The sequence below is a fragment of the Agrobacterium sp. P15N1-A genome (genome assembly GCF_044626815.1).
Lineage (GTDB): Bacteria > Pseudomonadota > Alphaproteobacteria > Rhizobiales > Rhizobiaceae > Agrobacterium > Agrobacterium leguminum.
In genome coordinates this window covers 1520707-1546840 of the sequence record NZ_JBIUPF010000001.1, presented here as the reverse complement: position 1 = coordinate 1546840, position 26134 = coordinate 1520707, and the positions used below count along the sequence as shown (strand labels likewise).

Below are 26134 nucleotides of genomic sequence, written 5' to 3'. Positions count from 1 at the left end.
GGCTAAAAGATGGAGGGCGACATGGACCCGCTGAGCCCGGAAGAAATCGAACGCTACAAGCGCCATATCCTGTTGCCGGAAATCGGCGGCGTGGGCCAGCAGCGGCTGAAGGCGGCGCGTGTGCTGGTCATCGGGGCCGGCGGTCTCGGCGCTCCTGTCCTGCATTATCTTGCCGCCGCCGGTGTCGGCACGCTCGGCATGATCGATGACGATGTGGTTTCGCTGTCCAATCTGCAGCGACAGGTGATCCACGATACCGGTACGATTGGGGAGCTGAAGACGGAGAGCGCGCGCAAGGCCATCGCCCGGCTCAATCCGCATGTCCGCACGATTGTTTATGAAGAGCGCTTTTCGCAGGTCTGGGCGTATGACCATCTGCCATCCTTCGATCTCCTGATCGACGGCTCGGACAATTTCGATACGCGTTATACTGCCGCCAATGCGGCGGAGGCTGCGAAAAGACCGTTGGTAACGGGGGCTGTCGGCCGTTTCGATGGTTCGGTGACGGTGCTGAAACCCTATGAGACGAATGCCGAGGGTGCTCTCCTGCCCGGCTATCGCGACCTGTTTCCGGAACCGCCGCCGCAGGGCCTCATTCCCAATTGCGCGGAAACAGGCATTGTCGGCGCGCTGACGGGGGTTATCGGCACGCTTATGGCCATGGAGGCGATCAAGGTTATCACCGGTGCCGGCGAGCCGCTGATCGGCCGCCTGCTCCTCTATGACGCCCTGTCGGCCCGTTTCGAAACCGTGCGATACAAGCGGCGGGCAACTGGGAATAAACCATGATCGAGATCGCTAAGATCGGGGAAGAATTCAATCGCTGGCAGGAATTGCTGGCACTTATCATGTCCTCCTTCGCCTATATGGATGGCGTCATCGATCCGCCGTCGTCGGCTCATCGCCTGACGCTTGAAAATCTGGCGGAGAAGGCAAGGGTGGAGATCGCTTTCGTGGCGCTTGATGGCGATGAGATTGTCGGCTGCCTGTTTTGCCGGCCGGAGCCGCCGGCCTGTCTTTATGTAGGCAAACTCTGTGTTTCCCCGAAAGCGCAGGGAAAGGGCATCGGCAGGATGCTTCTGGAGCAGGCCGAAGCGCTGGCCCGTGAATTGGCGTTACCGGCGCTACGGCTGGAAACTCGTATCGAGCTTATCGCCAATCATGCCAAATTCGCCGCCTGGGGTTTCGTCAAGACCGCCGAAAACGCCCATGCCGGCTATAACCGCACGACCTCGATCGAAATGACCAAATTCCTCGGCTGAGCCGGCTCAGTTCCGCCCCGGCAGCACCCGGTTCGGCGGACGGTGGCCGTCGAACAGCGTGCGGATGTTGATGATGACCTTGTCGCCCATCTCGATACGGCCTTCGATCGTCGCAGAGCCCATATGCGGAAGCAGCACGACCTTGCCTTCCTTGGCGAGCTTGATGAGTTTGGGGTTTACGGCAGGCTCATTCTCATAGACATCGAGGCCGGCGCCGGCGATCTTGCCTTCGCGCAGGCACTGGATCATCGCCGCCTCATCGATAATATCGCCGCGTGCGGTATTCACGATGTAGCTGGTCGGCTGCATCAGTGCCAGCCGCCGCGCCGAAATCAGGTGATAGGTTGCGGGCGTCGAAGGGCAATTGACGGAGACGATATCCACCCGCGCCAGCATCTGGTCGAGGCTGTCCCAATAGGTCGCCTCAAGCTCCGCTTCCGTCGCCGGATTGACGCGTTTGCGGTTGTGATAATGAATGGAAAGGCCGAAGGCCTTGGCGCGCCGCGCCACCGCCGTTCCGATGCGGCCCATGCCGACAATGCCGATGCGCTTGCCGGAAATGCGCCGCCCGAGCATCCAGGTAGGCGACCAGCCGAGCCATTCGTCCGCGCCATTGGCGAGCACACGTGTGCCTTCGATCATGCGGCGCGGCACGGCGAGCACCAGCGCCATGGTGATATCGGCGCTGTCCTCGGTCAGCACATTTGGCGTGTTGGTGACGGTAATGCCCTTTCGGGCCGCGGCATCCACATCCACATGGTCGATACCGTTGGAGAAGCTGGCGATCAGCTTCAGTTGCGGCCCTGCCTGCTCGATCATCGCGGCGGTGATACGGTCGGTGACGGTGGGCACGAGCACGTCCACCCTTTGCATGGCGGCGACAAGCTCCGCCTCGCTGCGCGGCGTATCGTCGATATTCAGTTCGGCATCGAAGAGTTCGCGCATTCTGGTTTCGACGACGTCAGGCAATTTGCGGGTGATATAGACTGTCGGTCTCTTCTTGTGGGTCATCGTTTGCCGCTGCCTTGTTCAGAAGTCATTAACCAGAAAGAGCGATAATTTCTTTCAATCAGGGCGTTTCTACCAGACCCACCGGCGAAGACAAATAAAACTCGCTGAAGCTTGAGGCATGTGGAAGCGAGCCTCCTTAAATATCATCCGGTTTGCAGAAGGCGGGAAACGGAAATGGGCATGCGCAGTGTGGTTTCTATCGTTTGCATTGCATTGTCTTTGGGCCTCCTCGGTGCGGCAACCGACGCCATGGCGCAGGGTGCCGCCAAAGGCGCAAGCGGCCTGCCCCTGCCGCGTTTTGTCAGCCTGAAATCCAAGCGCGTCAACATGCGCATCGGACCGAGCACGGATTATGCCGTGTCATGGATGTATCTGAAATCGGGAATGCCGGTGGAAATCATTCAGGAATATGAAAACTGGCGGCGCATCCGCGATGCTGACGGGACGGAAGGCTGGGTCAACCAGGCTCTGCTTTCCGGTGAGCGCACGGCCGTTGCGGCTCCGTGGATGCGTGGCAAGGGCAAGGAAGTTTATGTGAACATGCGCCGCGAGGCGCAGTCGGGCGCTTCTGTCGTTGCGCGGCTTGAGCCGGGCGTCGTCTTCAGGATCGGCGAATGCAATGGCGACTGGTGCCGCGCCGAGGCCGGCCAGGCCTCGGGCTGGGTTTCGCAGGGCGAAATCTGGGGTGCTTACCCCGGCGAAGCCTTTAAATAAGGCCGTGCTTCTCGCCAAGTGCCTTGAGCGATGACATCGGGCGCGGCCCGACCTGCTGAATGACGGCGGCAGCCGCAAGGCAGCCGAGCTTGCCGCAATCTTCGAGCGACCGGTCCTGCGTATAACCGAACAGGAAGCCGGCGGCGAAAAGATCGCCGGCGCCCGTCGTGTCGACCACGTCATGCACCGGATAGGCTTCGACCTTCACACGTTCCGTGCCGCGCAGGATGACGGCGCCTTCCTCGCTCATCGTCACCGCTGCGATCTTGCAGTCGGCGGCGATTTTGGTCAGCGCAAGCTCGAAATCGTCGGTTTCGTAAAGCGAAAGCGCTTCCTGCTTGTTGGCGAAAACAATGTCCACAGTACCGGAACGCATCAGGTCGAGGAATTCGTCGCGATAGCGGCCGACGCAGAAGCTGTCGGAAAGCGTCATGGAGACTTCGCGGCCGTTTTCATGGGCAATGCGGGCGCATTCGCGAATGGCGTCCTTGGCGCGCGGCGGGTCCCAAAGGTAACCCTCGAAGTAGGTGACTTTCGTATCCGCAACCACGTCTTCTTCCACGTCTTCAGGACCGAGATCGACGCAGGCGCCGAGATAGGTGTTCATCGAACGCTCGCCATCTTCAGTTACGAAGATCATCGAACGCGCGGTCGGCGGGAACGTGCCTTCCGGCTTGGTTTCGAAATAGACGCCCTGCGCGCGAATATCGTGCTGGAAGATTTCGCCGAGCTGGTCTTCGGCCACCTTGCCGAAATAGGCGGCCTTGCCGCCGAAATTCGCCACACCCGCCGCCGTGTTGCCAGCGCTGCCGCCGGAGGCTTCGAGAGCCGGTCCCATCAGCGAGTAAAGCAACTCGGCCCGTTCCGCGTCGATGAGGTTCATCGCGCCTTTCGTAATGGCATTGTCGTTGAGAAAGCGATCATCGCAGCGGGAAATGATGTCGACGATGGCATTGCCGACAGTCAGTACGTCGAATTTCGTCATAGGCCCTATCCGTTTCGCACGGGGTGTGCGTATTTTTCGAAAGGTCTTAAACATTTCTGGCGGCAAGAAAAGCCCAAACAGAAAATATGCGGTTCTCCGCGAGGAGCGAAACGCGTCATCTGCCTGTAATGTGGTTAAGCTATTTCATTTGTCAGAGCAAAGGTGTGTGAATGCATACCCGAATGGAAGACATGATGGTCTTCTGGCTCAACCGTTATCTCCGCCACGGATGTACTGGCGGCATATAACGGACATAAAAGGCGGGGGAGACCCCGCTTTTTCTTTTTGGGTAACGTTCGGCCTTGCGGATTTTGCAGGCCAAGGCGAGTTTTCTACCCGAAGCGGCTCACTGGCTTTTTCCTTCTTGGACGCCCCATTTGGCGAAAACAAAGAGTGGGAGCGTTTTCGCGATTCCATTCCCGTGGAAAAGGCTCTAAAGCGGAGTATCTCCCGCAAAAGCCGCGAAAGCTTTCCCTCCATGTCTGCCGTTGCCGCGAATGTCGCCCCGATTTTCATTCTCATCCTGATCGGTTGGCTCACCGTCAAGGCCGGTCTGTTCAGGGCCGATGCCGGCGATATTCTCAGCGATTTTGTGTTCAAGATCGCCGTGCCGACCTTGATCTTCCGCACGCTTGCGGAAGCGAATTTTCACGGTGCGTCGCCGTTCCGTCTGTGGATCACCTATTTCGCCGGCGTGGCCGTCACCTGGACGGTCGGGCATATCGTCACCCGTCATGTTTTCAAGCAGGATGTCCGCATCGCCGTCATTGCCGGCATTTCCTCGGCATTTGCGAACAATATCTTCATCGGCCTGCCGCTGGTCGGGCGCTCTGTCGGGGATGAGGGGCTGGTGGCTCTTTCCATTCTGCTGGCCATCCACTTGCCGGTGATGATGATCGCCGGCACGATCCTGATGGAAAACGCCACGCACAAGGCGGTCGGCGGGGAAAAGCGAAGCATGGCTGCGGTGTTCAAGCAGGTGGGCCGCAATCTCATCACCAATCCGTTGGTGATCGGCCTTGTCATCGGGCTTTCGACCAATGTTTCCGGCGTAGCGCTGACGCCCATTCTGAAAACCGTGGTCGACCAGATCGCCTCCATGGCGGGGCCGGCGGCGCTTATTTCGCTCGGCATGGCGCTGACGAAATATACCATCCGGGGCAACATGGGCATTGCCGTCACCATGACGGTGTTCAAGCTGCTGCTGCTGCCCGCCTGTGTGTGGGCAATGGGTCACGCGCTCGGTCTAAGCCGGGAATGGACCGCAGCACTCGTGCTCACCTCCTCGGTGCCGACGGGGGTGAATGCATGGCTGATCGCCAACCGCTTCGGCATCGGCCACAGCGTTGCCGCTTCCACCATCAGCATTTCCACCGCGACCGGCGTTCTTTCCGTGTCGCTGTGGGCATGGCTGTTGAGCTGATTATTCTGCTGCGTTGATTATTTCTGGGCGCTCAGAATCTTGAAGCGGGCATTCCGGCACACCTCAGTGCTGGTGCGGAATTCCGCCGCGAGCACCGGCTCATAGGGCATGCCGCGATTGGCGACCATCAGCAGCTTGCCGCCGCTGCGCAGCGCGCCGGCGGCAGCCTTGATGAAGGCCTGACCGAGGGCAGGCTCTGCTGCCTGTCCCGCCGCATGGAAAGGCGGGTTCATGATGATGAGGTCGTATTTCTCCTTCGGCGGCTCGTTTGCCAGATCCTGCCAGAAGAAGCGCGCCGTCAATCGTGGATTGTTTTCGAGAAGATTGGTCTTGGCGAATTCCAGCGCATTCCAGTCCGCCTCGAACAGATCGATACGGGCCGTGCGCGGCGATTTCTCGGCCAGCATGACGGAGAGATAACCCCAACCGGCGCCGAAATCGGCGGCATTGCCGTCAAAATCTGTGGGCAGGCGCGATGCGAGCAGTTCTGATCCGTCATCCACGCGGTCATGGGAGAACATGCCGGGCAGGGCGGTGAAGCGGCCTTCGACCGTAACGGGCTTCTGGGCAAGTTTCGCCACGGCAGATGCAACATCGTCCGGCCGTTTGAACCAGAGAGCGACGCCGTGATACTTCGGCGTGGATTCCGCTTCGATGCCAAGCTTTGCCAGCGTCTTGCGCAGCGTCACGATGCCGTCTTCCTTCGATCCGGCCGCGACGATCAGGCCACCGGCCTTCACACGCGAAAGCGTTTCGGCGACACGGTTTTCATTCTCGCCGCGATGTTTGCCGCAGAGCAGCAGCGCGGCATCGTAATTCTCACCCGAAATATCCGGTGTCACCTCTGCGCTGTGAGCCTGCAGAGCACGATAAAGCGGCCTTAGATGCTGAACCGCGACGATCTCCGCGTCAAAACCATCCAGCCGGGGACCGGCTTCCGCTCCCAGAAACAGAACGCGTTCGCCCTCTTTCGGCATGGCAAGCATGTCAGAGGCAAAGGGATGGAAAAGGGTTTTCACGGCGTCACGGCTCATGGGAGCATCCTCAGGATGGAATAGAAAAAAGGCGCGGGCAAAACCCGCGCCTCGATAGGGTCTGGCAGCGCGGCCTTATTCGGCAGCGGCTTCGCCGTCTTCCTTCTTCTTGTCGGCAGCGACTTCCTTGCCGGTTGCCTGGTCGACAACCTTCATGGACAGGCGAACCTTGCCGCGCTCGTCGAAGCCCATCAGCTTCACCCAGACCTTGTCGCCTTCCTTGACGACGTCAGAGGTCTTGGCGACACGCTCGGAAGCGAGCTGCGAGATGTGGACGAGGCCGTCACGGGCGCCGAAGAAGTTGACGAAAGCGCCGAAGTCAGCGGTCTTCACAACCGTGCCTTCGTAAATCTGGCCGACTTCCGGTTCCGCAACGATGGAGTGGATCCACTTGCGGGCCGCTTCGATTTCCTTGCCGGAAGAAGAAGCGATCTTTACGGTGCCGTCGTCTTCGATGTTGATCTTCGCGCCGGTCTTTTCGACGATTTCGCGAATGACCTTGCCGCCGGAGCCGATGACTTCACGGATCTTGTCGACCGGAATGTTCATCACTTCGATGCGCGGCGCGAATTCGCCGAGCTGGCTGCGGCTCTCGGTGATGGCATTGGCCATTTCGCCGAGAATGTGCTTGCGGCCACCCTGTGCCTGCTCCAGAGCGATCTTCATGATCTCTTCGGTGATACCGGCGATCTTGATGTCCATCTGCAGCGAGGTGATGCCGTCGGCCGTACCCGCAACCTTGAAGTCCATGTCGCCGAGGTGGTCTTCGTCACCAAGAATATCGGAGAGAACCGCAAAGCGCTCGCCTTCGAGGATGAGGCCCATGGCGATACCGGCAACCGGCTTGGCCAGCGGAACGCCGGCATCCATCAGTGCGAGCGAGGTGCCGCAAACGGTTGCCATCGACGAGGAGCCGTTGGACTCGGTGATTTCGGAAACGACGCGCAGCGTGTAGGGGAACTGTTCCGCAGTCGGCAGCATCGGGCGAATAGCGCGCCATGCGAGCTTGCCGTGACCGATTTCGCGACGGCCCGGGGAACCCATGCGGCCTGTTTCACCGACCGAGTAGGGCGGGAAGTTGTAATGCAGCAGGAAGCGTTCCTTGTACATGCCGGTGAGGCTGTCGACATACTGCTCGTCTTCGCCGGTGCCGAGGGTCGCAACAACGATCGCCTGGGTTTCGCCGCGGGTGAACAGCGCCGAACCGTGGGTGCGCGGCAGCAGGCCGACTTCCGAGATGATCGGACGAACGGTCGACAGGTCGCGGCCATCGATACGGCTCTTGGTGTCGAGAACGTTCCAGCGAACGATTTTCGCCTGAAGGTGCTTGAAGACAGCGCCGATTTCTTCCGGCGTATACTTGGCTTCGCCTTCTTCCGGCAGGAAGTGCGCCTTGACCTTCGCCTTCACGGCGTCGACGGCAGCGTAGCGGGCTGCCTTTTCGGTGATCTTGTAGGCATCGCGCAGTTCCGCTTCGGCGAGCGCCAGCATTTCGTTTTCGAGAGCGGAGAAATCTTCCGGTTCGAATTCGCGCGGTTCCTTGGCGGCAACTTCGGCGAGCTTGATGATTGCGTCGATAACCGGCTGGAAGCCGCGGTGGCCGAACATGACGGCACCCAGCATGATTTCTTCGTTGAGTTCCTTGGCCTCGGACTCAACCATCAAAACAGCGTCCTGCGTACCGGCAACGACTAGGTCGAGAACAGACTCGTCCATTTCGTCCAGATGCGGGTTAAGAACATACTCACCGTTGATGTAGCCAACGCGCGCGCCGCCAACCGGGCCCATGAAGGGAACGCCAGAGAGCGTAAGCGCTGCGGAAGCCGCAACCATCGACAGGACGTCCGGGTTGTTTTCCAGATCGTGCTGGATGACGGTGACGACGACCTGCGTGTCGTTCTTGTAGCCTTCCGGGAAAAGCGGGCGGATCGGACGGTCGATCAGACGCGAAACCAGCGTTTCGTTTTCGCTCGGACGGCCTTCGCGCTTGAAGTAGCCGCCGGGAATCTTGCCGGCTGCGTAGGTCTTTTCCTGATAGTTGACGGTCAGCGGGAAGAAGTCCTGGCCCGGCTTCGGAGACTTTGCGGAAACCACGGTCGCGAGAACCATCGTCTCGCCGTAGGTTGCGATGACGGCGCCGTCAGCCTGACGGGCAACCTTGCCGGTCTCGAGCTTCAGCGGGCGGCCTGCCCATTCGATTTCCACGGAGTGTTGATTGAACATATCTTGTCCTTGGTTGTGGCTGCCCGCTCCGGCGTCGTACCGGCGGAAGCAGCGCTGTGACTCAATCACGGGCAAGACAGCGGGAAGCTTCCCAAAGAAGCATCCGGCAATCCTGCCCCATGACAGGTCTGCGGTTGAAAAAGGCGGCACCGGCCCATCCGGGTCACCCTTATCGTCCGGGCCACATCTGCGGCGAACGCCCGGAAATTTCTGTGGCCTCAAAGGCCGGATATAAAAACCGGCGGGCATCGTTGAGAAACCCGCCGGAGAAGTTATTAGCGGCGAATGCCGAGAGCACCGATCAGCTTGGAGTAACGGGCTTCGTCCTTCTTCTTCAGATAGTCGAGAAGCGAACGACGGCTCGAAACCAGCGTCAGAAGGCCACGACGGGAGTGGTTGTCCTTCTTGTGGTCCTTGAAGTGACCGGTCAGGTTGTTGATCCGCTCGGTCAGGATAGCAACCTGAACTTCCGGCGAACCGGTGTCGCCTTCCTTCGTGGCATATTCCTTGATGAGGGCGGCTTTGCGCTCTGCAGTAATCGACATCGGACGATCCTTTCTGTTTTAAGGAAAAATGGGACGCCTAAAGCCGGGATGTCGTCCAGCTCTGGCCATTCAGCAGCATAGGCAAAGCCCAAGCTGGCGCTGCCTATAAACTATTCCGGGTGCAATTGAAAGAGGCGATTGACAGCGCCTCTTGAGCCTTGACTTAGCCGAAAACACGCTTCGGCCGGAATTCGCCTTCGCCGATTTCGCCAATGGCGACGAGCTTGCCATGCGCGGTGGCATAGGCTTCCGGATGGTTGGCCGGTGCATCGCGCCCACGAAGCAGGATGGGGTTGCCCATCTTCAGCCTGTGCGCCTGATCGTCGTTGATGATGAGGCGGGGAAGGGCGGAGAGCGCCTCGGCGGTATCGATCAGGAAGGCGTCCAGCGCCTCCAGCCGTTCGTCGCGATCCTCCACGGCCTCCAGTGCCGTCAAGGTTTCGAGCGGCACCATCATGTCTTCGCCAAACGGGGCGACCATGGTGCGGCGCAGTTCCGAAATATGGCCGAAACAGCCGAGATCGCGGCCCATGTCGCGCGCCAGCGCCCGCACATAGGTGCCCTTGCCGCATTCCACCTCGAAATGGGCCGTATCGGCATCCGGGCAGGCCAGCAATGTCAGGCGATGAATTTCCACCTCGCGCGCGGGAATTTCCACCGTCTCGCCGTCACGCGCCAGATCATAGGCGCGTTCGCCGGCGATCTTGATGGCTGAGAATTGCGGCGGCGTCTGAAGGATCACACCAGTGTAGGCGGGCAGAAGATCGCGGATCGACTGCTCGTCCGGGCGTTGATCGGAGGACTCGACCACCTCACCCTCGAGATCGTCTGTCGTGCGCTGTTCGCCCCAGGTGACAGTGAATTCATAAATCTTCCGGCCGTCCATGACATAGGGCACGGTCTTGGTGGCATCGCCGAGCGCGATCGGCAGCATGCCGGAAGCGAGCGGATCGAGCGTGCCGGCATGGCCCGCCTTCTGGGCGTTGAACAGCCACTTGATCTTGGAAACGGCCTCGGTCGAGCCGAAATCCAGCGGCTTGTCGAGAATGAGCCAGCCGGAAATCGGGCGGCCTTTGGGTTTGCGGTTCTGCTGTTTGCGTGGTTTGGACATGCTTCAGTTCTGTTCGTCGTCTTTTTCGTTCGAAGGTCCAAGATCGCGCTGCACTTCGGGCGAGCGCAGAAGCGCGTCGATCTTCTGGTAGTTGTCGAAACTCGTATCGTCGCGGAAGCGCAGTTCCGGCATGTATTTCATCTGCCGAAGCTGGGGTCCGAGACGGCCGCGCATGAATTTGGCATGGCGGTTGAGCGCGGTGATGATGTCGGTGTGGTCGGCAACGCCAAGCGGCGTCACGTAAGCGGTAGCGATCTTGAGATCGGGCGACATGCGCACTTCCGAAATGGAAATGACGGTGCTTTCGATCAGGTCGTCGCGGACTTCACCGCGCTGGAGAATCTGGGTCAGTGCGGCGCGCACCTGTTCGCCAACACGCAGCATGCGTTGCGAAGGGGCCGATGATGTTGCTTTTGCCATGGGTTATGCCTCAAACGGAGCGAGCGCCGGTAAGCCGGCGCCCGACAGTAAAGTCCTGTTTTGCGGCGAGAACGCTCTTTGTTCTATCGCATTTCCGGACGGAAAACCGGGGTCCACTTTTCCTGGAAATGCTTTAGAGCGTTCTCGTGATGTGTTCGACGCGGAAGCACTCGATGGTGTCGCCGGCGCGGATGTCTTCGTAGTTCTCGAAGGCCATACCGCATTCCTGACCGACCGGCACTTCTGCCACTTCGTCCTTGAAGCGCTTGAGGGTCTTGAGCTTGCCTTCGTGGATGACGACGTTGTCGCGAACCAGACGCACGCCTGCACCACGTTCCACCTTGCCTTCGACGACGCGGCAACCCGCGACCTTGCCGACCTTGGTGATATTGAACACTTCGAGGATTTCCGCGTTGCCGAGGAAGGTCTCGCGACGCTCCGGCGAAAGCAGGCCCGACATCGCTGCCTTCACGTCATCCACCAGATCGTAGATGATGTTGTAGTAGCGGATCTCGATGCCGGCGCGTTCGGAAGCCGTACGTGCCTGTGCGTTGGCACGAACGTTGAAGCCGATGATCGCGGCGTTGGATGCCTCGGCAAGCGAGATATCCGATTCCGTGATGGCGCCAGCGCCCGAGTGAACGATACGAGCGCGGACTTCGTCGGTGCCGAGCTTGTCGAGCGAAGCGATGATGGCTTCGACCGAACCCTGCACGTCTGCCTTGATGACCAGCGGGAATTCCTTCATTCCCGAAGTCTGCAGCTGGCTCATCATCTGTTCCAGCGAACCGCGCTGGCCCGTCTGACGGGCGACAGCCTTGTCGCGTGCCAGGCGCTGGCGGTACTCGGAAATCTCGCGAGCACGGCTTTCGTTTTCGACAACCGCGAAACGGTCACCGGCAGATGGCGTGCCGGAAAGACCGAGAATCTCGACAGGCATGGCCGGACCGGCTTCCTTGACGTGTTCACCCTTGTCGTTGACGAGAGCGCGAACGCGGCCCCACTGGTCGCCAGCCACGATGATCTGACCAGGCTTCAGCGTACCCTTCTGCACGAGAACTGTAGCGACGGCACCGCGGCCGCGGTCGAGTTCCGCTTCGATGACGGTACCTTCTGCGGTCCGGTTCGGATCTGCCTTGAGGTCGAGAATTTCAGCCTGCAGCAGGATCGCTTCAAGCAGTTTGTCGAGGCCAAGCTGTTTCTTGGCGGAGACTTCCACGTCAAGAACTTCACCGCCCATCGATTCCACGAAGACTTCGTGCTGCAAGAGCTGCTGGCGAACCTTTTCAGGGTTTGCTTCGTGCTTGTCGATCTTGTTGATCGCAACGACGATCGGAACACCGGCTGCCTTGGCATGGTTGATGGACTCGATCGTCTGCGGCATCACGCTGTCGTCAGCGGCGACCACCAGAACGGCGATATCCGTCGCCTGCGCACCACGGGCACGCATGGCCGTGAAGGCGGCGTGGCCGGGGGTGTCGATGAAGGTGATCTTCTGGCCGTTCTTTTCGACCTGATAGGCACCGATATGCTGGGTGATGCCACCGGCTTCGCCTGCAACCACATTCGCCTGGCGAATGGCGTCGAGCAGCGAGGTCTTGCCGTGGTCGACGTGACCCATGATCGTGACAACCGGCGGACGCGGCAGCATTTCGCCTTCGTCATCCGCCTGGTTGAAGATGCCTTCTTCCACGTCGGATTCGGAAACGCGCTTGACGGTGTGGCCGAATTCGACCGCGATCAGTTCCGCCAGATCGGCGTCGATCACGTCGCCCGGCTTCATCATCTGGCCTTCCTTCATCAGGAACTTGATGACGTCGACGGCGCGTTCGGACATGCGCTGCGACAGTTCCTGAATGGTGATGGTTTCCGGCAGGATCACTTCGCGCATGACCTTTTCACGGGTCTCCTGCATCTGGCTGCGGCGGAATTTTTCCTGGCGGCGGCGCATGGATGCCATGGAGCGGCCACGCGGCGTGCCGTCTTCATCCAGGTTGGACGAGGTGACGGTCAGCTTGCCGCGACGGCGTTCTTCTTCCGTCTTCAGGCGGGCTGCGGGCTTCGCAGGCGCAGGCGCGGCTACCTTGCCACGAACCGGCAGGTTACCACGGCGTGCACCGCGATCGTCCTCATCGTCGCCATCGGTACGGCGTCCGCGCGGAGCAGCGGTTTCCGGGGCTGCGCGACCAGGCGCAGCAGCGGCGGGCTGAGGACGAGCCTCCGAGCGCGGCGCCGGCTGAGCGGCGACAGCCGGCTTTTCAGCGGCCTGTTCGGATTTCGCTTCCACGGCCGGCTGGCTTGCCGCCACCTTGGCGGCTGCGGCTTCCTCGGCGGCACGGCGTGCAGCCTCTTCCTTTTCGGCGGCGATGCGGAGTTCTTCCTCCACCTTGCGGCGCGCTTCATCTTCGGCACGCTGCTTGGCTTCGATCACGTCACGAGCCTGTGCTTCCATCAGCGCGCGGCGGCGGGCTTCCATCTCGCCTGCGGACAGATCGTGCAGGACGTTGCCGCGCGGACGCTCTGGCTGGCGCTGCTGCGGTGCGGACGAGCCGGGACGCTGCTGCGGCTGGGAGGAACCCGGACGCTGCTGCTGGCCGCTGGGCTGGTGGATGCGCTGCTGCGGCGCCTGCGGACGCGGTGCTGCCGCGGGGGCAGGGGCGGCCGGCTTCGGAGCGGGCGCTGCGGTCGAATGAACCTGCTTCTCGTCTTCCGGACGCAGGGGGCGGCGCTTGCGTGTTTCCACGACAACCGCGTTCGTGCGACCTCGACCCATATCCTGCCGCACGGTGCCCTGATTCATCCCGCCCGGCTTGAGGGTGAGAGTCTTCTTGGGCTGTGCGTTAAGTGTCTTGTCGTCGTTGTTGTCGGTCATTCCGTTCCCGTTCCTTCGGACGAGAACCGGATGACGTTCATCAGGTCTCGTCGTTCAATTGCTGCATCGGAACGCGGCGACCGTACATTTCAGTCGACCGCGTCATTGTTCTGTCCGGGCAGCGTCGCGTTCCGCCTGAGGTTGGCCGCCAAGGCGGTACCGCTCAAGCATCGTTGCGCGCTTCACTACACCCTCACCCGCCTGCCCTGCAAGCGCGCAGGCATGGATAAAAGCATTCTGGCCCATCAACTCGTCCATTTCGGCCCCACTGAAGAGCCGGAAGGACGGAATTTCATTGCCGGCATCGCTGCCGAGCGCCCAGGCCTTGCGGGCCTGGTCCAGTTTCCTCACGCCGTCTGCCGCAGCATCGGTTGCATGGAACACGGCAATCGCATTCCCGGACCGGACGGCGGCATCGACCTTCGTCGCGCCGCTGATGAACTGGCCCGCCTTGCGCGCCATGTTCATCATCCCTGCAAGCTGCTGCGCCATCAGCCGGTCGAGAAGAGCAAGAAGCTCCGGCCCGGCCTTGACGTCGCGTTTGAGTGCCCGCGCGAAGAGCTTCTTCGCGATGGCCTTCTCGATCAGGGCGCGCTCGGGTGTCACCCAGCAGCCGCGCCCCGGCAATTGGCGTTTCAGGTCCGGCACGACGTTGCCATCCGGTCCTGCGACGAAGCGGATCAGCTCATCGGGCGATCCACTCTGCCGTGTCACAATGCACATACGTCCATTGACGTCGCCCTTGATCCGCCCGTCGTCATCCGTCTCGGGCAGCTCATCCGGCTCATGCGCCTGCGATATCATTCCTGCTCGGCGGTATCCGCCTCCTCGGCAGCTTCCGCATCGGCTTCCTCTGCGGAAGCGAGCTCTTCGGCGGTGATCCAGCCTGCCAGAAGGCGAGCCTGCACCACCATGTTCTCGGCCTCGACGCGCGAAACGTCGAGCTTGGAGAAGATGCCTTCGAACTTCTTTGTCTCGCCGTCCTTGCGCTCGCTCCAGCCGACCAGATCGTCCGCCGCACAACCGGCAAAGTCCTCGATGGTCTTGATGCCGTCTTCGCCCAGCGCCACCATCATCTGCGAGGTCAGGCCGTCGATCTGGCGCAACTCGTCGGCAACGCCGAGTTCCTTGCGCTTGGCGTCCATTTCGGCTTCCAGGCGTTCCAGATATTCGCGGGCGCGGGTCTGGATTTCATCGGCGGTGTCTTCATCGAAACCATCGATCGAGGAAATTTCGTCGAGATCGACATAGGCCAATTCTTCGACCTGGGCGAAGCCTTCGGAGGCCAGAACCTGACCGACCATCTCGTCGACGTCGAGGGCTTCCATGAAGAGTGCCGTGCGCTCGTTGAATTCCTTCTGGCGACGCTCGGATTCCTCCTGCTCGGTCATGATGTCGATGTCCCAGCCGGTCAGCTGCGATGCCAGACGCACGTTCTGGCCGCGACGACCGATGGCGAGCGACAGCTGCTCGTCGGGAACAACAACTTCGATGCGCTCGGATTCTTCATCCAGAACGACCTTGGCGACTTCCGCCGGCTGCAGGGCGTTGACGATGAAGGAAGCCGGTTCCTGGCTCCACGGAATGATGTCGATCTTCTCGCCCTGAAGTTCGCCGACGACGGCCTGAACGCGAGAGCCGCGCATACCGACGCAGGCGCCGACCGGATCAATCGACGAGTCGTTCGAGATAACGGCGATCTTGGCGCGCGAACCGGGGTCACGGGCAACCGACTTGATCTGGATGATGCCGTCGTAAATCTCAGGTACTTCCATGGTGAAGAGCTTCACCATGAATTGCGGATGGGTACGCGACAGGAAAATCTGCGGGCCGCGCTGTTCGCGGCGAACGTCGTAGACGTAAGCACGCACACGGTCGCCGTAACGCATGTTTTCCCGCGGAATCATCTCGTCACGACGGATGATGCCTTCGCCACGGCCGAGATCGACAATGACATTGCCATATTCGACGCGCTTGACGGTGCCGTTGACGATTTCGCCGATGCGGTCCTTGAACTCGTCATACTGGCGGTCACGCTCGGCTTCGCGCACCTTCTGCACGATGACCTGCTTGGCGGACTGTGCGGCGATACGGCCGAAATCCATCGGCGGCAGCGGATCGGCGATGAAATCGCCGAGCTTGGCGTCCGGGTTGCGGTCGCGGGCCAGCTCAAGCGGGATCTGGGTCGAATAATCCTCGGCGGCCTCGACAACTTCCAGAAGACGCTGCAGGCGGATTTCGCCGGTCTTGGAGTTGATGTCGGCGCGGATGTTGGTTTCCGAACCATAGCGCGAGCGGGCGGCTTTCTGGATAGCGTCGGCCATTGCGGCAAGCACGATTTCGCGGTCGATGACCTTTTCGCGCGCCACAGCATCGGCGATCTGCAGAAGCTCAAGCCGGTTAGCACTCACTGCCATTTTTCTATCTCCGTAAGTCGCATGATTGCGGGGTTCGCCCTTGTTTCCGGGCTTTACGTTGGAATTAGTCTTCGTCTGCTTCGTTTTCGTCGTTCTGGTTTGCGGCGGCGGCCTTGGCCGCCTTGTCTGCCCGCAGCGCATCACGAATGAGATCGTCCGTCAGAATGAGCTTCGCATCCGAAAGCGCGCTGAACGGAATGATGACTGTCGGTTCCTCGCCATAGGCGATCTGGTCGCGTTCCAGCTTGAAGCCGTCCGCATCGACCTCGACGATCTTGCCGCGAAACCGCTTGCGGTTCTCGACCAGAATGGAGGTTTCGACCTTCACCAGATGACCCTGCCAGCGGGTGAAATCCGATTTGCGAACCATCGGCCGGTCGATGCCGGGCGAGGAAACTTCGAGATGATACGCTTTATCGACCGGATCTTCCACATCAAGAACCGGTGAAATCGCCATGGAGACGGCTTCGCAGTCCTCGACGGTCATGGTGCCGTCTTCGCGCTCGGCCATGATCTGAAGCGTCATGCCGTTCTGGTTGGAGAGCCGCACGCGCACCAGCAGATATCCCATGCCCGTCAAAACAGGCTCGATGATCTCGGCAATACGCTGGTCGATGCCCGTTTCAGTTATCAGTCGCGGTTCATGTGCGGTGTCTGCCATCTGGCCTTCCGGTCTTTGATGTTCACCGGGCCTTCTGCCCGTGGTTTCCGGTTCGCCTAACGAAAAAGAGCGGAGCCTTGCGGCCCCACTCTTCATCAAGCGATCAAGAATTTCAGGGGTCATATAGACCCATCGGGGCAGGATTGCAAGGTTTTCGCGGGCGTCTGCGTTTCAGTGACGGCTCGGCCACATTTTCACCCTTACCATGTCGGAAGGGCTGGCATGATTGCCGGCACTGTCTATAGTTGCCGTTTGACAAATCGCAGTTGCATCAAGTGGACAGAGCGTGCCTGACCGTAAATCGCCACTCGCGCCTTTAAGGCATTTGACTTACAGACGAATCTGGATCGCCAGCCTTGCCTCGAATTTCGGCGGACTGATCCAGGCGGTGGGCGCCGCGTGGATGATGACCTCGCTCTCGAGTTCGGAAAACATGATCGCGCTTGTACAGGCCTCCACCTCTTTGCCGATCATGCTGTTCTCGCTGATTTCAGGGGCGCTGGCCGATAGTTTCGACCGCCGCCGCATCATGATTTCGGCGCAGCTTCTGATGCTGACGGCCTCCGTGCTGCTGACGGTCTTTGCCTGGTCCGGCTGGCTCACGCCGTGGCTTCTGCTCTTCTTCACCTTCATGATCGGCTGCGGCACCGCGCTCAACAATCCGTCCTGGCAGGCCTCCGTCGGCGAAATGGTGCCGCGCGAGGATTTGCCGGCCGCCGTGACGTTGAACAGCGTCGGCTTTAACATCACCCGCAGCGTCGGCCCGGCCATCGGCGGTATCATCGTCGCCGCCGCCGGCGCCGCTGCCGCGTTTTTCGTGAATGCGCTGAGCTATTTCACGCTGATCTACGCCCTGTTTCGCTGGCAGCCGCCCCAATATGCCTCCACCCTGCCACGCGAGCAGCTTCTGGCCGCCATTTCGGCCGGCATGCGTTATGTGGCGATGTCGCCCAATATCGGCAAGGTGCTGGTGCGCGGCTTCCTTTTCGGCCTTTCCGCCAGCGCCATCCTCGCTTTGATGCCCATCGTCGCCCGCGATCTGGTGGAGGGCGGCCCTCTGACCTATGGCGTCATGCTGGGTGCCTTCGGCGTCGGCGCGATTGGCGGTGCGCTGATCAGCGCGAGATTGCGCGAGGTGCTGTCCAGCGAATGGATCGTGCGCGTCGCATTTCTAGGCTTCGCCTTCAGCGCTGGCGTAACGGCGGTGAGCACGAGTGCGATCATTACCTCGCTGGTTCTGACCGTTGCCGGCGCCTGCTGGGTTCTGGCGCTATCGCTCTTCAACACCATCGTCCAGCTCTCCACTCCGCGCTGGGTGGTTGGCCGGGCGCTCTCGCTTTACCAGACGCTCACCTTCGGCGGCATTGCGGTCGGCAGCTGGCTGTGGGGCGAGCTGGCGGAAGATTACGGCATTTCCTATTCGCTGCTCTGTTCGTGCGCGTTGATGCTGCTTGGCGTCGTCGTCGGTCTCAAGCTCGCCATGCCGGCTTTTGCTTCGCTCAATCTCGATCCGCTCAACCGTTTCGTGGAGCCGCCGCTGAGGCTGGATATCAAGCCGCGCAGCGGCCCTATCGCCATTCTGATCGACTATGAAATCCATGACGAGGATCTGGGCGAATTCCTGCCGCTGATGGCCGAGCGCCGCCGTATCCGCATCCGGGATGGAGCCCGCAACTGGAACCTGATGCGCGATCTGGAAAACCCCGACATCTGGACCGAAAGCTACCATGTGCCGACCTGGGTGGAATATGTCCGCCACAACCACCGCCGCACCCAGGCGGATGCGGAGGCCTGGGACCGGCTGCTCGAGCTTCACCGCGGCAAGACACGGCCGCGCGTGCACCGGATGATCGAGCGGCAGACCATTCCGCCGACCGACGATATCTTTCATAAGCCCCATACGGATCAGCATTGAGAGACGATGGTTAAGTGAGTGGCGATGCCCCTCCCACACACTCCCCCGTCATCCTCGGGCCTGTCCCGAGGATCCAAGCACCTATCGTTAAATCAATCGGTTGCAGATGCTCGGGACAGGCCCGAGCATGACGGAGGAGAGGTTTTCACACGTTGCCAGCAACGCTACTTCAGCTTCGTCTTCAGCGTGGCGTCTGGAAAACACGTTGGGGCCAAGCCGTTTTTAGCCTGCCAATCGCCGAGTGAGCGACGCGTCTTGAAACCCGCCAGCCCGTCCGCCTTGCCGACATCGTAACCCTTGGCCACCAGCGCCTTCTGCATGGTGAGAACATCCGAGCGCAGCATCGATCCGACATTGCCCCATTCACCCTTGAACGGGCCCGCCCCATGGGCGATGCGGTCGGCGAGATTGCCGATGAATAGCGCGTAGAGATCGGAATTATTATATTCCTTGATGACGTAAAAATTCGGCGTCACCACGAATTCCGGCCCGTGCCGCCCGGCCGGCACCAGCATCATGCCATCGGCGGATAGGTCATTGGACGGGAAGGCTTTTCCGGAAATGCGGGTGATGCCCATCTTCGCCCAGTCGGCCACCGGCCGGGCAAGGTCGGGGCCTTCCTGCGCGCAGGAAACATTGGCGGGGATCGACACTTCGAAACCCCAGTCGCGATTTCTCTGCCAGCCGCGCTGGGAAAGATAGTTCGCTATGGATGCCAGCGCGTCCGGCACGGAATTCCAGATATCGCGATGGCCGTCGCCATCGAAATCCACGGCATATTTGAGATAGCTCGATGGCATGAATTGCGGCTGGCCGAGCGCGCCGGCCCAGGAGCCCATCATGCGCGAGGCTGCGATATCACCGCTTTCTACGATCTTCAGCGCATCGATCAGCTCGGCGCGGAACATCTCCTTGCGGGTGGACATATAGGCTTTCGTGGCCAGTACATCGACCACGGAATGTGGCAGTTTTGCCCGGCCGAAACCGGATTCGCGGCCCCATATCGCAACGACGATATCACCGGGCACGCCGTATTTCGCCTCGATCCTGCGCAGCGTCGCCGCATGGGTGGCTGCAAGCGAACGGCCGGTGCCGGCAAGCCCCTGCAGCCGCTTTTCTGAGAAATAGGCGCCGGGCGAGGAAAATTCCGCCTGACTCTGGCTCTGCTCCTTTGGCGGCTTCTGGCCGGGAATGACGAGATCGGGCAGGTTCCAGCTGATGGAGAGACCACTGAGCGTAGCTTCAAGCGTCTTTTGCGAAATGCCGGCCTTGCGGGCTTCCGGCCAGATTTCCTTTTTCAGCCAGGCATTAAATTCAGCGTCATATCGGGCTGCCGCTGCTCCTGTCGGTGCCGACTGCGCCAGGGCCGTCGTTGCTGAAAAAACGGAAAGAAGTGCAGCCAGTGCCTTCGGGGCAAAATGGTTTCGCATTCGGTCTCCTCTTTGAATGACGGGAGGGAGGGTGACTTCAGATCGTCGTGCGCGCCCGAAGCGCCGCCGTCAATGTGCCTTCGTCGAGATAATCGAGCTCACCGCCCACCGGCACGCCATGTGCAAGCCGGGTGATCTTGATGTCCAGACCGGAAAGGCGGTCGGTAATGTAGTGGGCGGTTGCCTGCCCCTCCACCGTCGCATTGACGGCGATGATAAGCTCGCGAATGCCGCCGGCGCTGACACGGTCGATCAGGCCCTTGATATTCAAATCCTCCGGCCCGACGCCGTCGAGCGGCGAAAGCGTGCCGCCCAGAACGTGATAGGCGGTATTCATCGCACCCGTCCGCTCCAGCGCCCAGAGATCTGACACGTCCTCCACCACGATGATGACCGACTGGTCGCGCCGGTCGTCGGCGCAGACGGTGCAGGGGTCGATCGTATCGACATTGCCGCAGCAGGAGCAAATCTTCACCTTGTCATAGGCCTCGCCCATGGCATGGCCCAGCGGCCCGAGAAGCTGTTCCTTCTTCTTGATGAGATGCAACGCCGCCCGCCGCGCCGAGCGGGGGCCAAGCCCCGGCACTTTTGCCAGAAGCTGGATCAGTTTTTCAATTTCAGGACCGGTGACTCGTTTTGCCATGAGCGCTTTCTACTGCATAAATCGGGAAACGGGAATCATGAAGCGCAAAGGGCAGTCCATGAAAATCAGGGCGGTATGCCGGGGCGAGGCAAAAAGCCTGCCGGGAAAGACGGCGAAGACAGGCATCTTCAAACATGCCGTGAAGGGCCCGGTCATGGTGGATGCCGAAGGTATCGTCAGCGACGCTGTCTGCAATCGCAAACATCATGGCGGGCCGGATCAGGCGATTTACGTCATGGGGTCCGTCGATCTCGATTTCTGGTCGCGCTCTCTGGGTTTTTTAATCGAACCCGGATTTTTCGGAGAAAACCTCGTTCTGGAGGCTGTCGACAGCGCAAAACTCCATGTCGGCGATAGGTTCTCGGCCAGCGAAGTCTTGCTGGAGGTGACCGCCGCCCGCATTCCCTGCGCCACCCTGTCAGCCCGCATCGGCGATCCGGACTTCGCACCGCGCTTCCGGCAGGCGGGCCAACCGGGTTTTTATTGCCGGGTGCTGAAAGGTGGAATGCTCGCCGCCGGGGAGGATATTGCCTTCGCACCCTATCAGGGAACGAAACTGCCGATACCGACTATTCTCCAGCGCTTCCGCCCCATGCAGCTCGATATGACTGAACGCGCAGCCTATCTCGAAACGCCGCTTGCAAGCCGGTTCCGCGCGATGCTGGAAGCCTAGACCCTTTTCAGACGCGAGGACGGCGTGCATCACGCCATCCTCTTCGGTCGGATTATATCAGAATGGGAACTTCATGCCGGGCGGCAGCGGCAGACCCGCGGTCAGGCCAGCCATCTTTTCCTGCGCCTGCGCTTCGCCTTTTTCCTTGGCGTCCTTGTGAGCAGCCACGATCAGGTCCTCGAGGATTTCTACCTCATCTTCCTTGAACAGCGAAGGATCGATTTTCAGGCCGCGCATTTCGCCCTTGCCGTTGAGAATGACGGTCACGAGGCCGCCGCCGGCCCTGCCTTCGACTTCAAGGGCGGCGATTTCTTCCTGCACCTTCTCCATCTTGGATTGCATTTCCTTGACCTTGCCCATCATGCCCATGATGTCGCGCATGTGCCAATCTCCTGTTCTTTTTGTTTAAAACTCGATGTCGTCGCCGGGAAGGATGTCGCCTTCGCTCGATTCGGCAACCGATGGCGGCGCGATTTCTTCCGCCTCATCCTGTGCGGCGGCGCGGATGCGCACGTCGGTAATTTTTGCGCCGGGAAACTGCGCCAGAATGGCGGCCACGTCAGGATCCTGACGCGCATCGACAAGACGGGCGTCGCGGGCATTGCCTTCCGCTTCCACAAGGGTCGGCTCGCCCTGTTCCTTGCTGAGGCTGACGATCCAGTGGATACCGGTCCATTCCTTGAGCTTGACGCCAAGTTCGCCGGGAAGCGATCCGGGCGCGCCTTCGCCGAGGCGCATATCAAGCCGGCCGGGCTCCAGTCGCACCAGCCGCACAAAGTTGCGCACCTTGGCCCGCATGACGGGATCGCGGTTCTTCTGGCAGAGATCGGCAATATCCTGCACCGAAGTGACGGGAACCTTCGGCTCCGGCCGCTCTTCGGTTTTTGGTGCCACGACCTGCATCTCCTGCGGGCGGCTGTCTGGAACAGCGCGCAGCACGGCGGAGGTCTGTGGCGTCGCCTGGCGCTGGGCGGGAAGATCGAGAGGTCTTCCAGCGGTCACGGCCTGTCCCGACGAATAGGCGCGGGCACCGCCGCCATTGCCGCCGCCCGAAGGTCCACCATTGGTGTAACCGCCGTCACCGTTCGAAAGCTCCGCCAAGCGCCGTGCGGCATCTTCAGGTGCGGGCAGATTGGCGGCGTGCGAAAGCCGGATCAGCACCATTTCGGCCGCACCCGCCGGGCGCGAGGCGTTTTCCGTTTCCGGAATGCCTTTCAGCAGCATCTGCCAGATGCGCGACAGCGCGGTCACCGCAATCGTCTCGGCAAATTCCGCACCCCGCACGCGCTCGATCTCGGAAAGCGAGGGGTCTTCCGCCGCGTCAGGTACATATTTCATGCGGGTGACGAGATGGGTGAAATCGGCAAGGTCGTTGAGCACCACGACAGGATTTGCACCCGCCTCATATTGCCCGTTGAATTCCGAAAGGGCGGCCGCGACATCGCCTTTGACGACATGCTGGAAGAGATCGACGATACGTGCACGGTCGGCAAGGCCGAGCATACCGCGCACCGCTTCGGCTTCAACGCGGCCTCCACCATGGGCAATCGCCTGATCGAGAAGGGAAAGACCGTCACGGGCGGAACCTTCGGCAGCGCGGGCGATCATCGACAGCGCCTGCGGATCGGCTTCGAAACCTTCCTTGCCGGCAATTGCGGTGAACAGGCCGACCAGATCGGCGGCGCTGATGCGGCGCAGATCGAAGCGCTGGCAGCGCGACAGAACGGTGATCGGAACCTTGCGGATTTCGGTGGTCGCGAAGATGAATTTCACATGCTCCGGCGGCTCTTCCAAGGTCTTCAGAAGACCGTTGAAAGCCTGCGTCGACAGCATGTGCACTTCGTCGATGATATAGACCTTGTAGCGCGCCGATACCGGGCGATAACGCACCTGCTCGATGATCTCGCGAATATCGTCGATGCCGGTATGGGAGGCGGCGTCCATCTCGATCACGTCGACATGCCGGCCTTCCATGATCGCCTGGCAATGTTCACCGGGAATGCGCAGGTCGATGGTCGGCTTGTCGATGGTGTCGGTCTTGTAATTCAGCGCGCGGGCAAGAATGCGGGCCGTGGTCGTCTTGCCCACGCCGCGAACGCCGGTCAGCATATAGGCCTGCGCGATACGCCCCGTCTCAAACGCGTTGGTCAGCGTGCGGACCATCGGCTCCTGGCCGACCATCAGATCGGAAAAATCCTTGGGGCGATATTTGCGCGCCAGTACCCGGTAGCCGGTCCCGACCTGGGATTCGCTTGATGTGGTGGGTACAGTGTCGCTCATTGCCTCGCCAGTTTGTTTTGCCAGTTGTCTTGGGGCGCTGAACTGGCCCGGCGAAAGCTGAGCACGTCTTTTAAAAAAAGGTGGGAGGCTGGCACGGCGACCCGTGCCGGGCTCGTTAGGGCTGCTTCCTTCCGGACCTGACCCGGTTGGCGAGTGGCTCGTCCACCACCAACCTCCCGGGGCCACATATCGGCAATATCGAAAGCAAATGCAAGCCAAGCCTTCAAAAAACTGCTATCACGATGAAAACAAACATGGAGGACACCTTGGAGACATTCCGGCTGGACGACAGACTGGCGCGCGACAGTGTGCTTGTGACGCGTTTGGGACTATGTGAACTGCGTTTGCAAAACGACAACCGCTGGCCCTGGCTGGTGCTGGTGCCGCAGCGAGATGGCGTCAGTGAATTGTTCGATCTCACCCCGCTTGATCAGGCCGTGCTGACATTCGAGACCAATCTCGTCGCGTCTGCCTTGAAAGAAATCACCGGAGCCACCAAGATCAATGTCGGTGCTTTGGGCAATATCGTCCGGCAGCTTCATGTCCATATTATCGCCCGCAATGAAGGAGACACCTGCTGGCCGGGTCCCATCTGGGGTCACGGAACGCCTGTGCCTTATGCCGTGGGCGAAAAGGAAACTTTGATGAAAAAAATCTCCGGCGCGCTCTGATGATTTCCATGAAAATTTTTGAAACCACTGCCCCCCATCCCGAAGCAAGCCTGCTGACGGCCTTTTCCAAAAACGCCCTCGACCGTTTCGCTGAAAAGCGAACGGAGGAGTGCGTTGCCGATGCACTGAAAATAGACGGCACCCATATTTTTGCCTTTTCCGGCAACCGGCTTGTCCTGAAGCATGACGAGCAGGTCATCGACCCCCTGTTTTCCGCCTATGAGCTGGCCGAACTGCAGCCGGATTTCGACAATGCCGTGCTGCTCGGATATCGCGAAACCGGCGAGCCGAGAATCGCGGTGCCGGTGGCTGTCGCCGAGGATCAGCTCGCGAGCCACTATAAACTCGCCGATGCCCGTACCCTTTATCGCGACCATCTTCTCGATGAGGAATTGTTGAGCGAGGTTGCCCAGGCCGTCAGCCTCACCCACTGGAACGCCGACAATCGTTTTTGCGGTAAGTGCGGCGGCGCCATGGAGCTGCGTATCGGCGGCTACAAGCGTATCTGCGCCGCCTGCAACCACACGATTTTTCCCCGCACCGATCCCGTCGTCATCATGATGACGATCGATATCGAGCGTGATCTTTGCCTGCTTGGCCGCGGTGCGCATTTTGCACCGGGCATGTATTCGTGCCTTGCCGGTTTTGTGGAGCCGGGCGAAACCATCGAGCAGGCCGTCCGCCGCGAAACGCATGAGGAATCCGGCGTCGAAATCGGCCGCGTGCGTTATCACGCATCGCAGCCCTGGCCGATGCCGCATACGCTGATGATCGGCTGTTATGCCGAGGCATTGTCTTTCGATATTGCCCGCGATGAGATTGAACTTGAGGATTGCCGCTGGTTCACACGGGCGGAAGTCGCCAAGATGCTGGAAACGGCAACGGGTGAGGGCTTTTCCGCGCCTCCCGGCGGCGCCATCGCGCATCGGCTGATGCGCGATTGGGTGGAATGGACGAAATAATCGCGTTCGGCAGGCTCAACCCTGGTTGAGCTTGCCGCGCATCGCATGGCCCTTGTAGACGCCGAGAATGCGGACTTTTTCGGAGAAGAAGCGCAACTCGTCCAGCGCATGCCGCACCGGCTCGTCATCGGGATGGCCTTCAATATCGGCATAAAACTGCGTCGCCACGAATTTGCCGCCGAGCTGGTAGCTTTCGAGCTTCGTCATGTTGATGCCGTTAGTCGCGAAGCCGCCCATGGCCTTGTAGAGCGCGGCCGGAATATTACGGACGTTGAAGACAAAGGTGGTAACGACGATTTCGTCGCTCGATTGACGCTTGGCCCAGTTTTCATCGCGGGAAAGCACAACGAAACGCGTGACGTTGTTTTCCGAATCCTCGACGTTTTCAGCAAGAATATCGAGGCCGTAGAGGTTGGCGGCAAGGCGCGGCGCGAGAGCCGCCATGCTGCGGTCGCCCTTTTCTGAAACGAGCCTTGCGGAGCCTGCCGTATCGCCGGCAATGACCGGCTTCCAGCCGTTCGAACGGATGATTTTCCGGCACTGGCCTAGCGCGTGAATGTGGCTGTGGACGGTACGGATCTCGTCCTTCTTCACGCCCGGCATCACCATCAACTGGAAGCGGATCGGCATGAAATATTCGCCGATGATGTGCAGGCGCGATTCCGGCAGCAGGTGATGAATATCCGCAACGCGGCCGGCCAGCGTGTTTTCGATCGGGATCATGCCGAGATCGGCTTCACCGTTTTCAATGGCGTTAAAGGCATCCTCGAATGTCGGGCACGGCAAAGGCTCCATATCCGGGAACATGTCGCGGCAGGCCATATCGGAATTCGCGCCGAATTCGCCCTGGAAGGCAATGCGATTTGTGCTCAAGATCATGGG

Annotated in this window: 24 protein-coding genes and 1 other RNA gene; 8 read left to right on the top strand and 17 right to left on the bottom strand. The window is 60.4% G+C overall.

The features are described 5' to 3' along the window. Positions 1-21 precede the first annotated feature (21 nt). Together ACIK7D_RS07775 and ACIK7D_RS07770 are read left to right on the top strand one after the other, a co-directional pair. A complete protein-coding gene (locus tag ACIK7D_RS07775; protein ID WP_400155991.1) occupies positions 22-789 on the top strand; it encodes a molybdopterin-synthase adenylyltransferase MoeB in 768 nt (255 codons plus the stop codon). Continuing rightward, on the top strand, positions 786-1262 hold the full coding sequence (locus ACIK7D_RS07770; RefSeq protein WP_400155990.1) for a GNAT family N-acetyltransferase: 477 nt from the start codon (positions 786-788) through the stop codon (positions 1260-1262). The genes ACIK7D_RS07775 and ACIK7D_RS07770 overlap by 4 nt, the downstream gene beginning before the upstream one ends. A gap of 6 nt (positions 1263-1268) precedes the next feature. Here ACIK7D_RS07770 and ACIK7D_RS07765 read toward each other — a convergent pair whose 3' ends face one another. Then, positions 1269-2273, bottom strand: coding sequence for a D-glycerate dehydrogenase (locus tag ACIK7D_RS07765; RefSeq protein WP_080818465.1), 1005 nt, complete (start codon positions 2271-2273; stop codon positions 1269-1271). Positions 2274-2453: 180 nt separating this feature from the next. On the opposite strand from ACIK7D_RS07765, the gene ACIK7D_RS07760 reads away from it, so the two are divergent. Further along, positions 2454-2987, top strand: coding sequence for an SH3 domain-containing protein (locus ACIK7D_RS07760; protein WP_026363850.1), 534 nt, complete (start codon positions 2454-2456; stop codon positions 2985-2987). On the opposite strand, the gene ACIK7D_RS07755 is transcribed toward ACIK7D_RS07760, so the two are convergent. Next, positions 2980-3972, bottom strand: a complete 993-nt coding sequence (locus tag ACIK7D_RS07755) for an adenosine kinase (protein ID WP_080818462.1) — start codon at positions 3970-3972, stop codon at positions 2980-2982. The genes ACIK7D_RS07760 and ACIK7D_RS07755 overlap by 8 nt on opposite strands. Before the next feature lie 478 nt (positions 3973-4450). Between ACIK7D_RS07755 and ACIK7D_RS07750 the strand changes: the two genes are divergently transcribed. Further along, positions 4451-5395, top strand: a complete 945-nt coding sequence (locus ACIK7D_RS07750; protein ID WP_080818459.1) for an AEC family transporter — start codon at positions 4451-4453, stop codon at positions 5393-5395. Positions 5396-5412: 17 nt separating this feature from the next. On the opposite strand, the gene ACIK7D_RS07745 is transcribed toward ACIK7D_RS07750, so the two are convergent. The 9 genes from ACIK7D_RS07745 to rimP all read right to left on the bottom strand — a co-directional run bounded on the left by ACIK7D_RS07745 (position 5413) and on the right by rimP (position 16678). Then, positions 5413-6429: a class I SAM-dependent methyltransferase gene (locus ACIK7D_RS07745; RefSeq protein ID WP_400155989.1), complete on the bottom strand. Its 1017-nt coding sequence runs from the start codon at positions 6427-6429 to the stop codon at positions 5413-5415. A gap of 75 nt (positions 6430-6504) precedes the next feature. Next, a complete protein-coding gene (pnp, locus tag ACIK7D_RS07740) occupies positions 6505-8652 on the bottom strand; it encodes a polyribonucleotide nucleotidyltransferase (RefSeq protein WP_065656375.1) in 2148 nt (715 codons plus the stop codon). Between the two features lie 275 nt (positions 8653-8927). Then, positions 8928-9197: a 30S ribosomal protein S15 gene (gene rpsO / locus ACIK7D_RS07735; RefSeq protein ID WP_003492949.1), complete on the bottom strand. Its 270-nt coding sequence runs from the start codon at positions 9195-9197 to the stop codon at positions 8928-8930. A gap of 163 nt (positions 9198-9360) precedes the next feature. After that, on the bottom strand, positions 9361-10308 hold the full coding sequence (gene truB, locus ACIK7D_RS07730; protein WP_400155988.1) for a tRNA pseudouridine(55) synthase TruB: 948 nt from the start codon (positions 10306-10308) through the stop codon (positions 9361-9363). 3 nt (positions 10309-10311) lie between these two features. Next, positions 10312-10728 (bottom strand): 30S ribosome-binding factor RbfA, encoded by a 417-nt coding sequence (gene rbfA / locus ACIK7D_RS07725; protein WP_004439055.1) that lies wholly within the window; start codon positions 10726-10728, stop codon positions 10312-10314. Positions 10729-10861: 133 nt separating this feature from the next. Continuing rightward, positions 10862-13600 (bottom strand): translation initiation factor IF-2, encoded by a 2739-nt coding sequence (gene infB / locus ACIK7D_RS07720; RefSeq protein ID WP_400155987.1) that lies wholly within the window; start codon positions 13598-13600, stop codon positions 10862-10864. A 102-nt stretch (positions 13601-13702) separates the two neighbouring features. Next, positions 13703-14404: an RNA-binding protein gene (locus tag ACIK7D_RS07715; RefSeq protein ID WP_080818445.1), complete on the bottom strand. Its 702-nt coding sequence runs from the start codon at positions 14402-14404 to the stop codon at positions 13703-13705. Further along, positions 14401-16017 carry a transcription termination factor NusA gene (gene nusA / locus ACIK7D_RS07710; protein WP_127756640.1) on the bottom strand — a complete coding sequence of 539 codons (1617 nt, stop codon included), beginning with the start codon at positions 16015-16017 and terminating at the stop codon, positions 14401-14403. The genes ACIK7D_RS07715 and nusA overlap by 4 nt, the downstream gene beginning before the upstream one ends. 64 nt (positions 16018-16081) lie before the next feature. Further along, a complete protein-coding gene (rimP, locus tag ACIK7D_RS07705; protein ID WP_400155986.1) occupies positions 16082-16678 on the bottom strand; it encodes a ribosome maturation factor RimP in 597 nt (198 codons plus the stop codon). 286 nt (positions 16679-16964) lie between these two features. Here rimP and ACIK7D_RS07700 point away from each other — a divergent pair, with 286 nt between their 5' ends. Further along, positions 16965-18593: an MFS transporter gene (locus ACIK7D_RS07700; RefSeq protein ID WP_400155985.1), complete on the top strand. Its 1629-nt coding sequence runs from the start codon at positions 16965-16967 to the stop codon at positions 18591-18593. A 164-nt stretch (positions 18594-18757) separates the two neighbouring features. Here ACIK7D_RS07700 and ACIK7D_RS07695 read toward each other — a convergent pair whose 3' ends face one another. Both ACIK7D_RS07695 and recR read right to left on the bottom strand, forming a co-directional pair. Continuing rightward, a complete protein-coding gene (locus ACIK7D_RS07695; RefSeq protein ID WP_127756641.1) occupies positions 18758-20023 on the bottom strand; it encodes a lytic murein transglycosylase in 1266 nt (421 codons plus the stop codon). Between the two features lie 37 nt (positions 20024-20060). Continuing rightward, positions 20061-20666: a recombination mediator RecR gene (recR, locus tag ACIK7D_RS07690; RefSeq protein ID WP_003507177.1), complete on the bottom strand. Its 606-nt coding sequence runs from the start codon at positions 20664-20666 to the stop codon at positions 20061-20063. Positions 20667-20703: 37 nt separating this feature from the next. On the opposite strand from recR, the gene ACIK7D_RS07685 reads away from it, so the two are divergent. Then, on the top strand, positions 20704-21339 hold the full coding sequence (locus tag ACIK7D_RS07685) for an MOSC domain-containing protein (RefSeq protein WP_400155984.1): 636 nt from the start codon (positions 20704-20706) through the stop codon (positions 21337-21339). Positions 21340-21396: 57 nt separating this feature from the next. On the opposite strand, the gene ACIK7D_RS07680 is transcribed toward ACIK7D_RS07685, so the two are convergent. The 3 genes from ACIK7D_RS07680 to ffs all read right to left on the bottom strand — a co-directional run bounded on the left by ACIK7D_RS07680 (position 21397) and on the right by ffs (position 23796). Beyond that, complete coding sequence (locus ACIK7D_RS07680) at positions 21397-21720, bottom strand: YbaB/EbfC family nucleoid-associated protein (RefSeq protein ID WP_003507179.1); 324 nt, start codon at positions 21718-21720, stop codon at positions 21397-21399. A 24-nt stretch (positions 21721-21744) separates the two neighbouring features. Then, the gene (locus ACIK7D_RS07675) at positions 21745-23619 is read right to left on the bottom strand and encodes a DNA polymerase III subunit gamma/tau (RefSeq protein WP_400155983.1); all 1875 of its coding nucleotides are present in this window, start codon (positions 23617-23619) and stop codon (positions 21745-21747) included. An 80-nt stretch (positions 23620-23699) separates the two neighbouring features. Then, an RNA gene (gene ffs, locus ACIK7D_RS07670) (signal recognition particle sRNA small type) lies at positions 23700-23796 on the bottom strand. A 65-nt stretch (positions 23797-23861) separates the two neighbouring features. On the opposite strand from ffs, the gene ACIK7D_RS07665 reads away from it, so the two are divergent. Together ACIK7D_RS07665 and nudC are read left to right on the top strand one after the other, a co-directional pair. Then, the gene (locus tag ACIK7D_RS07665) at positions 23862-24290 is read left to right on the top strand and encodes an HIT domain-containing protein (protein ID WP_059758936.1); all 429 of its coding nucleotides are present in this window, start codon (positions 23862-23864) and stop codon (positions 24288-24290) included. Beyond that, a complete protein-coding gene (nudC, locus tag ACIK7D_RS07660; protein WP_080818435.1) occupies positions 24290-25252 on the top strand; it encodes an NAD(+) diphosphatase in 963 nt (320 codons plus the stop codon). Before ACIK7D_RS07665 ends, nudC begins: the two co-directional genes overlap by 1 nt. A gap of 15 nt (positions 25253-25267) precedes the next feature. Here the strand turns inward: nudC and ACIK7D_RS07655 are convergent, their stop codons facing one another. Further along, on the bottom strand, positions 25268-26131 hold the full coding sequence (locus ACIK7D_RS07655; RefSeq protein WP_400155982.1) for a prephenate dehydratase: 864 nt from the start codon (positions 26129-26131) through the stop codon (positions 25268-25270). Positions 26132-26134: the final 3 nt, after the last annotated feature.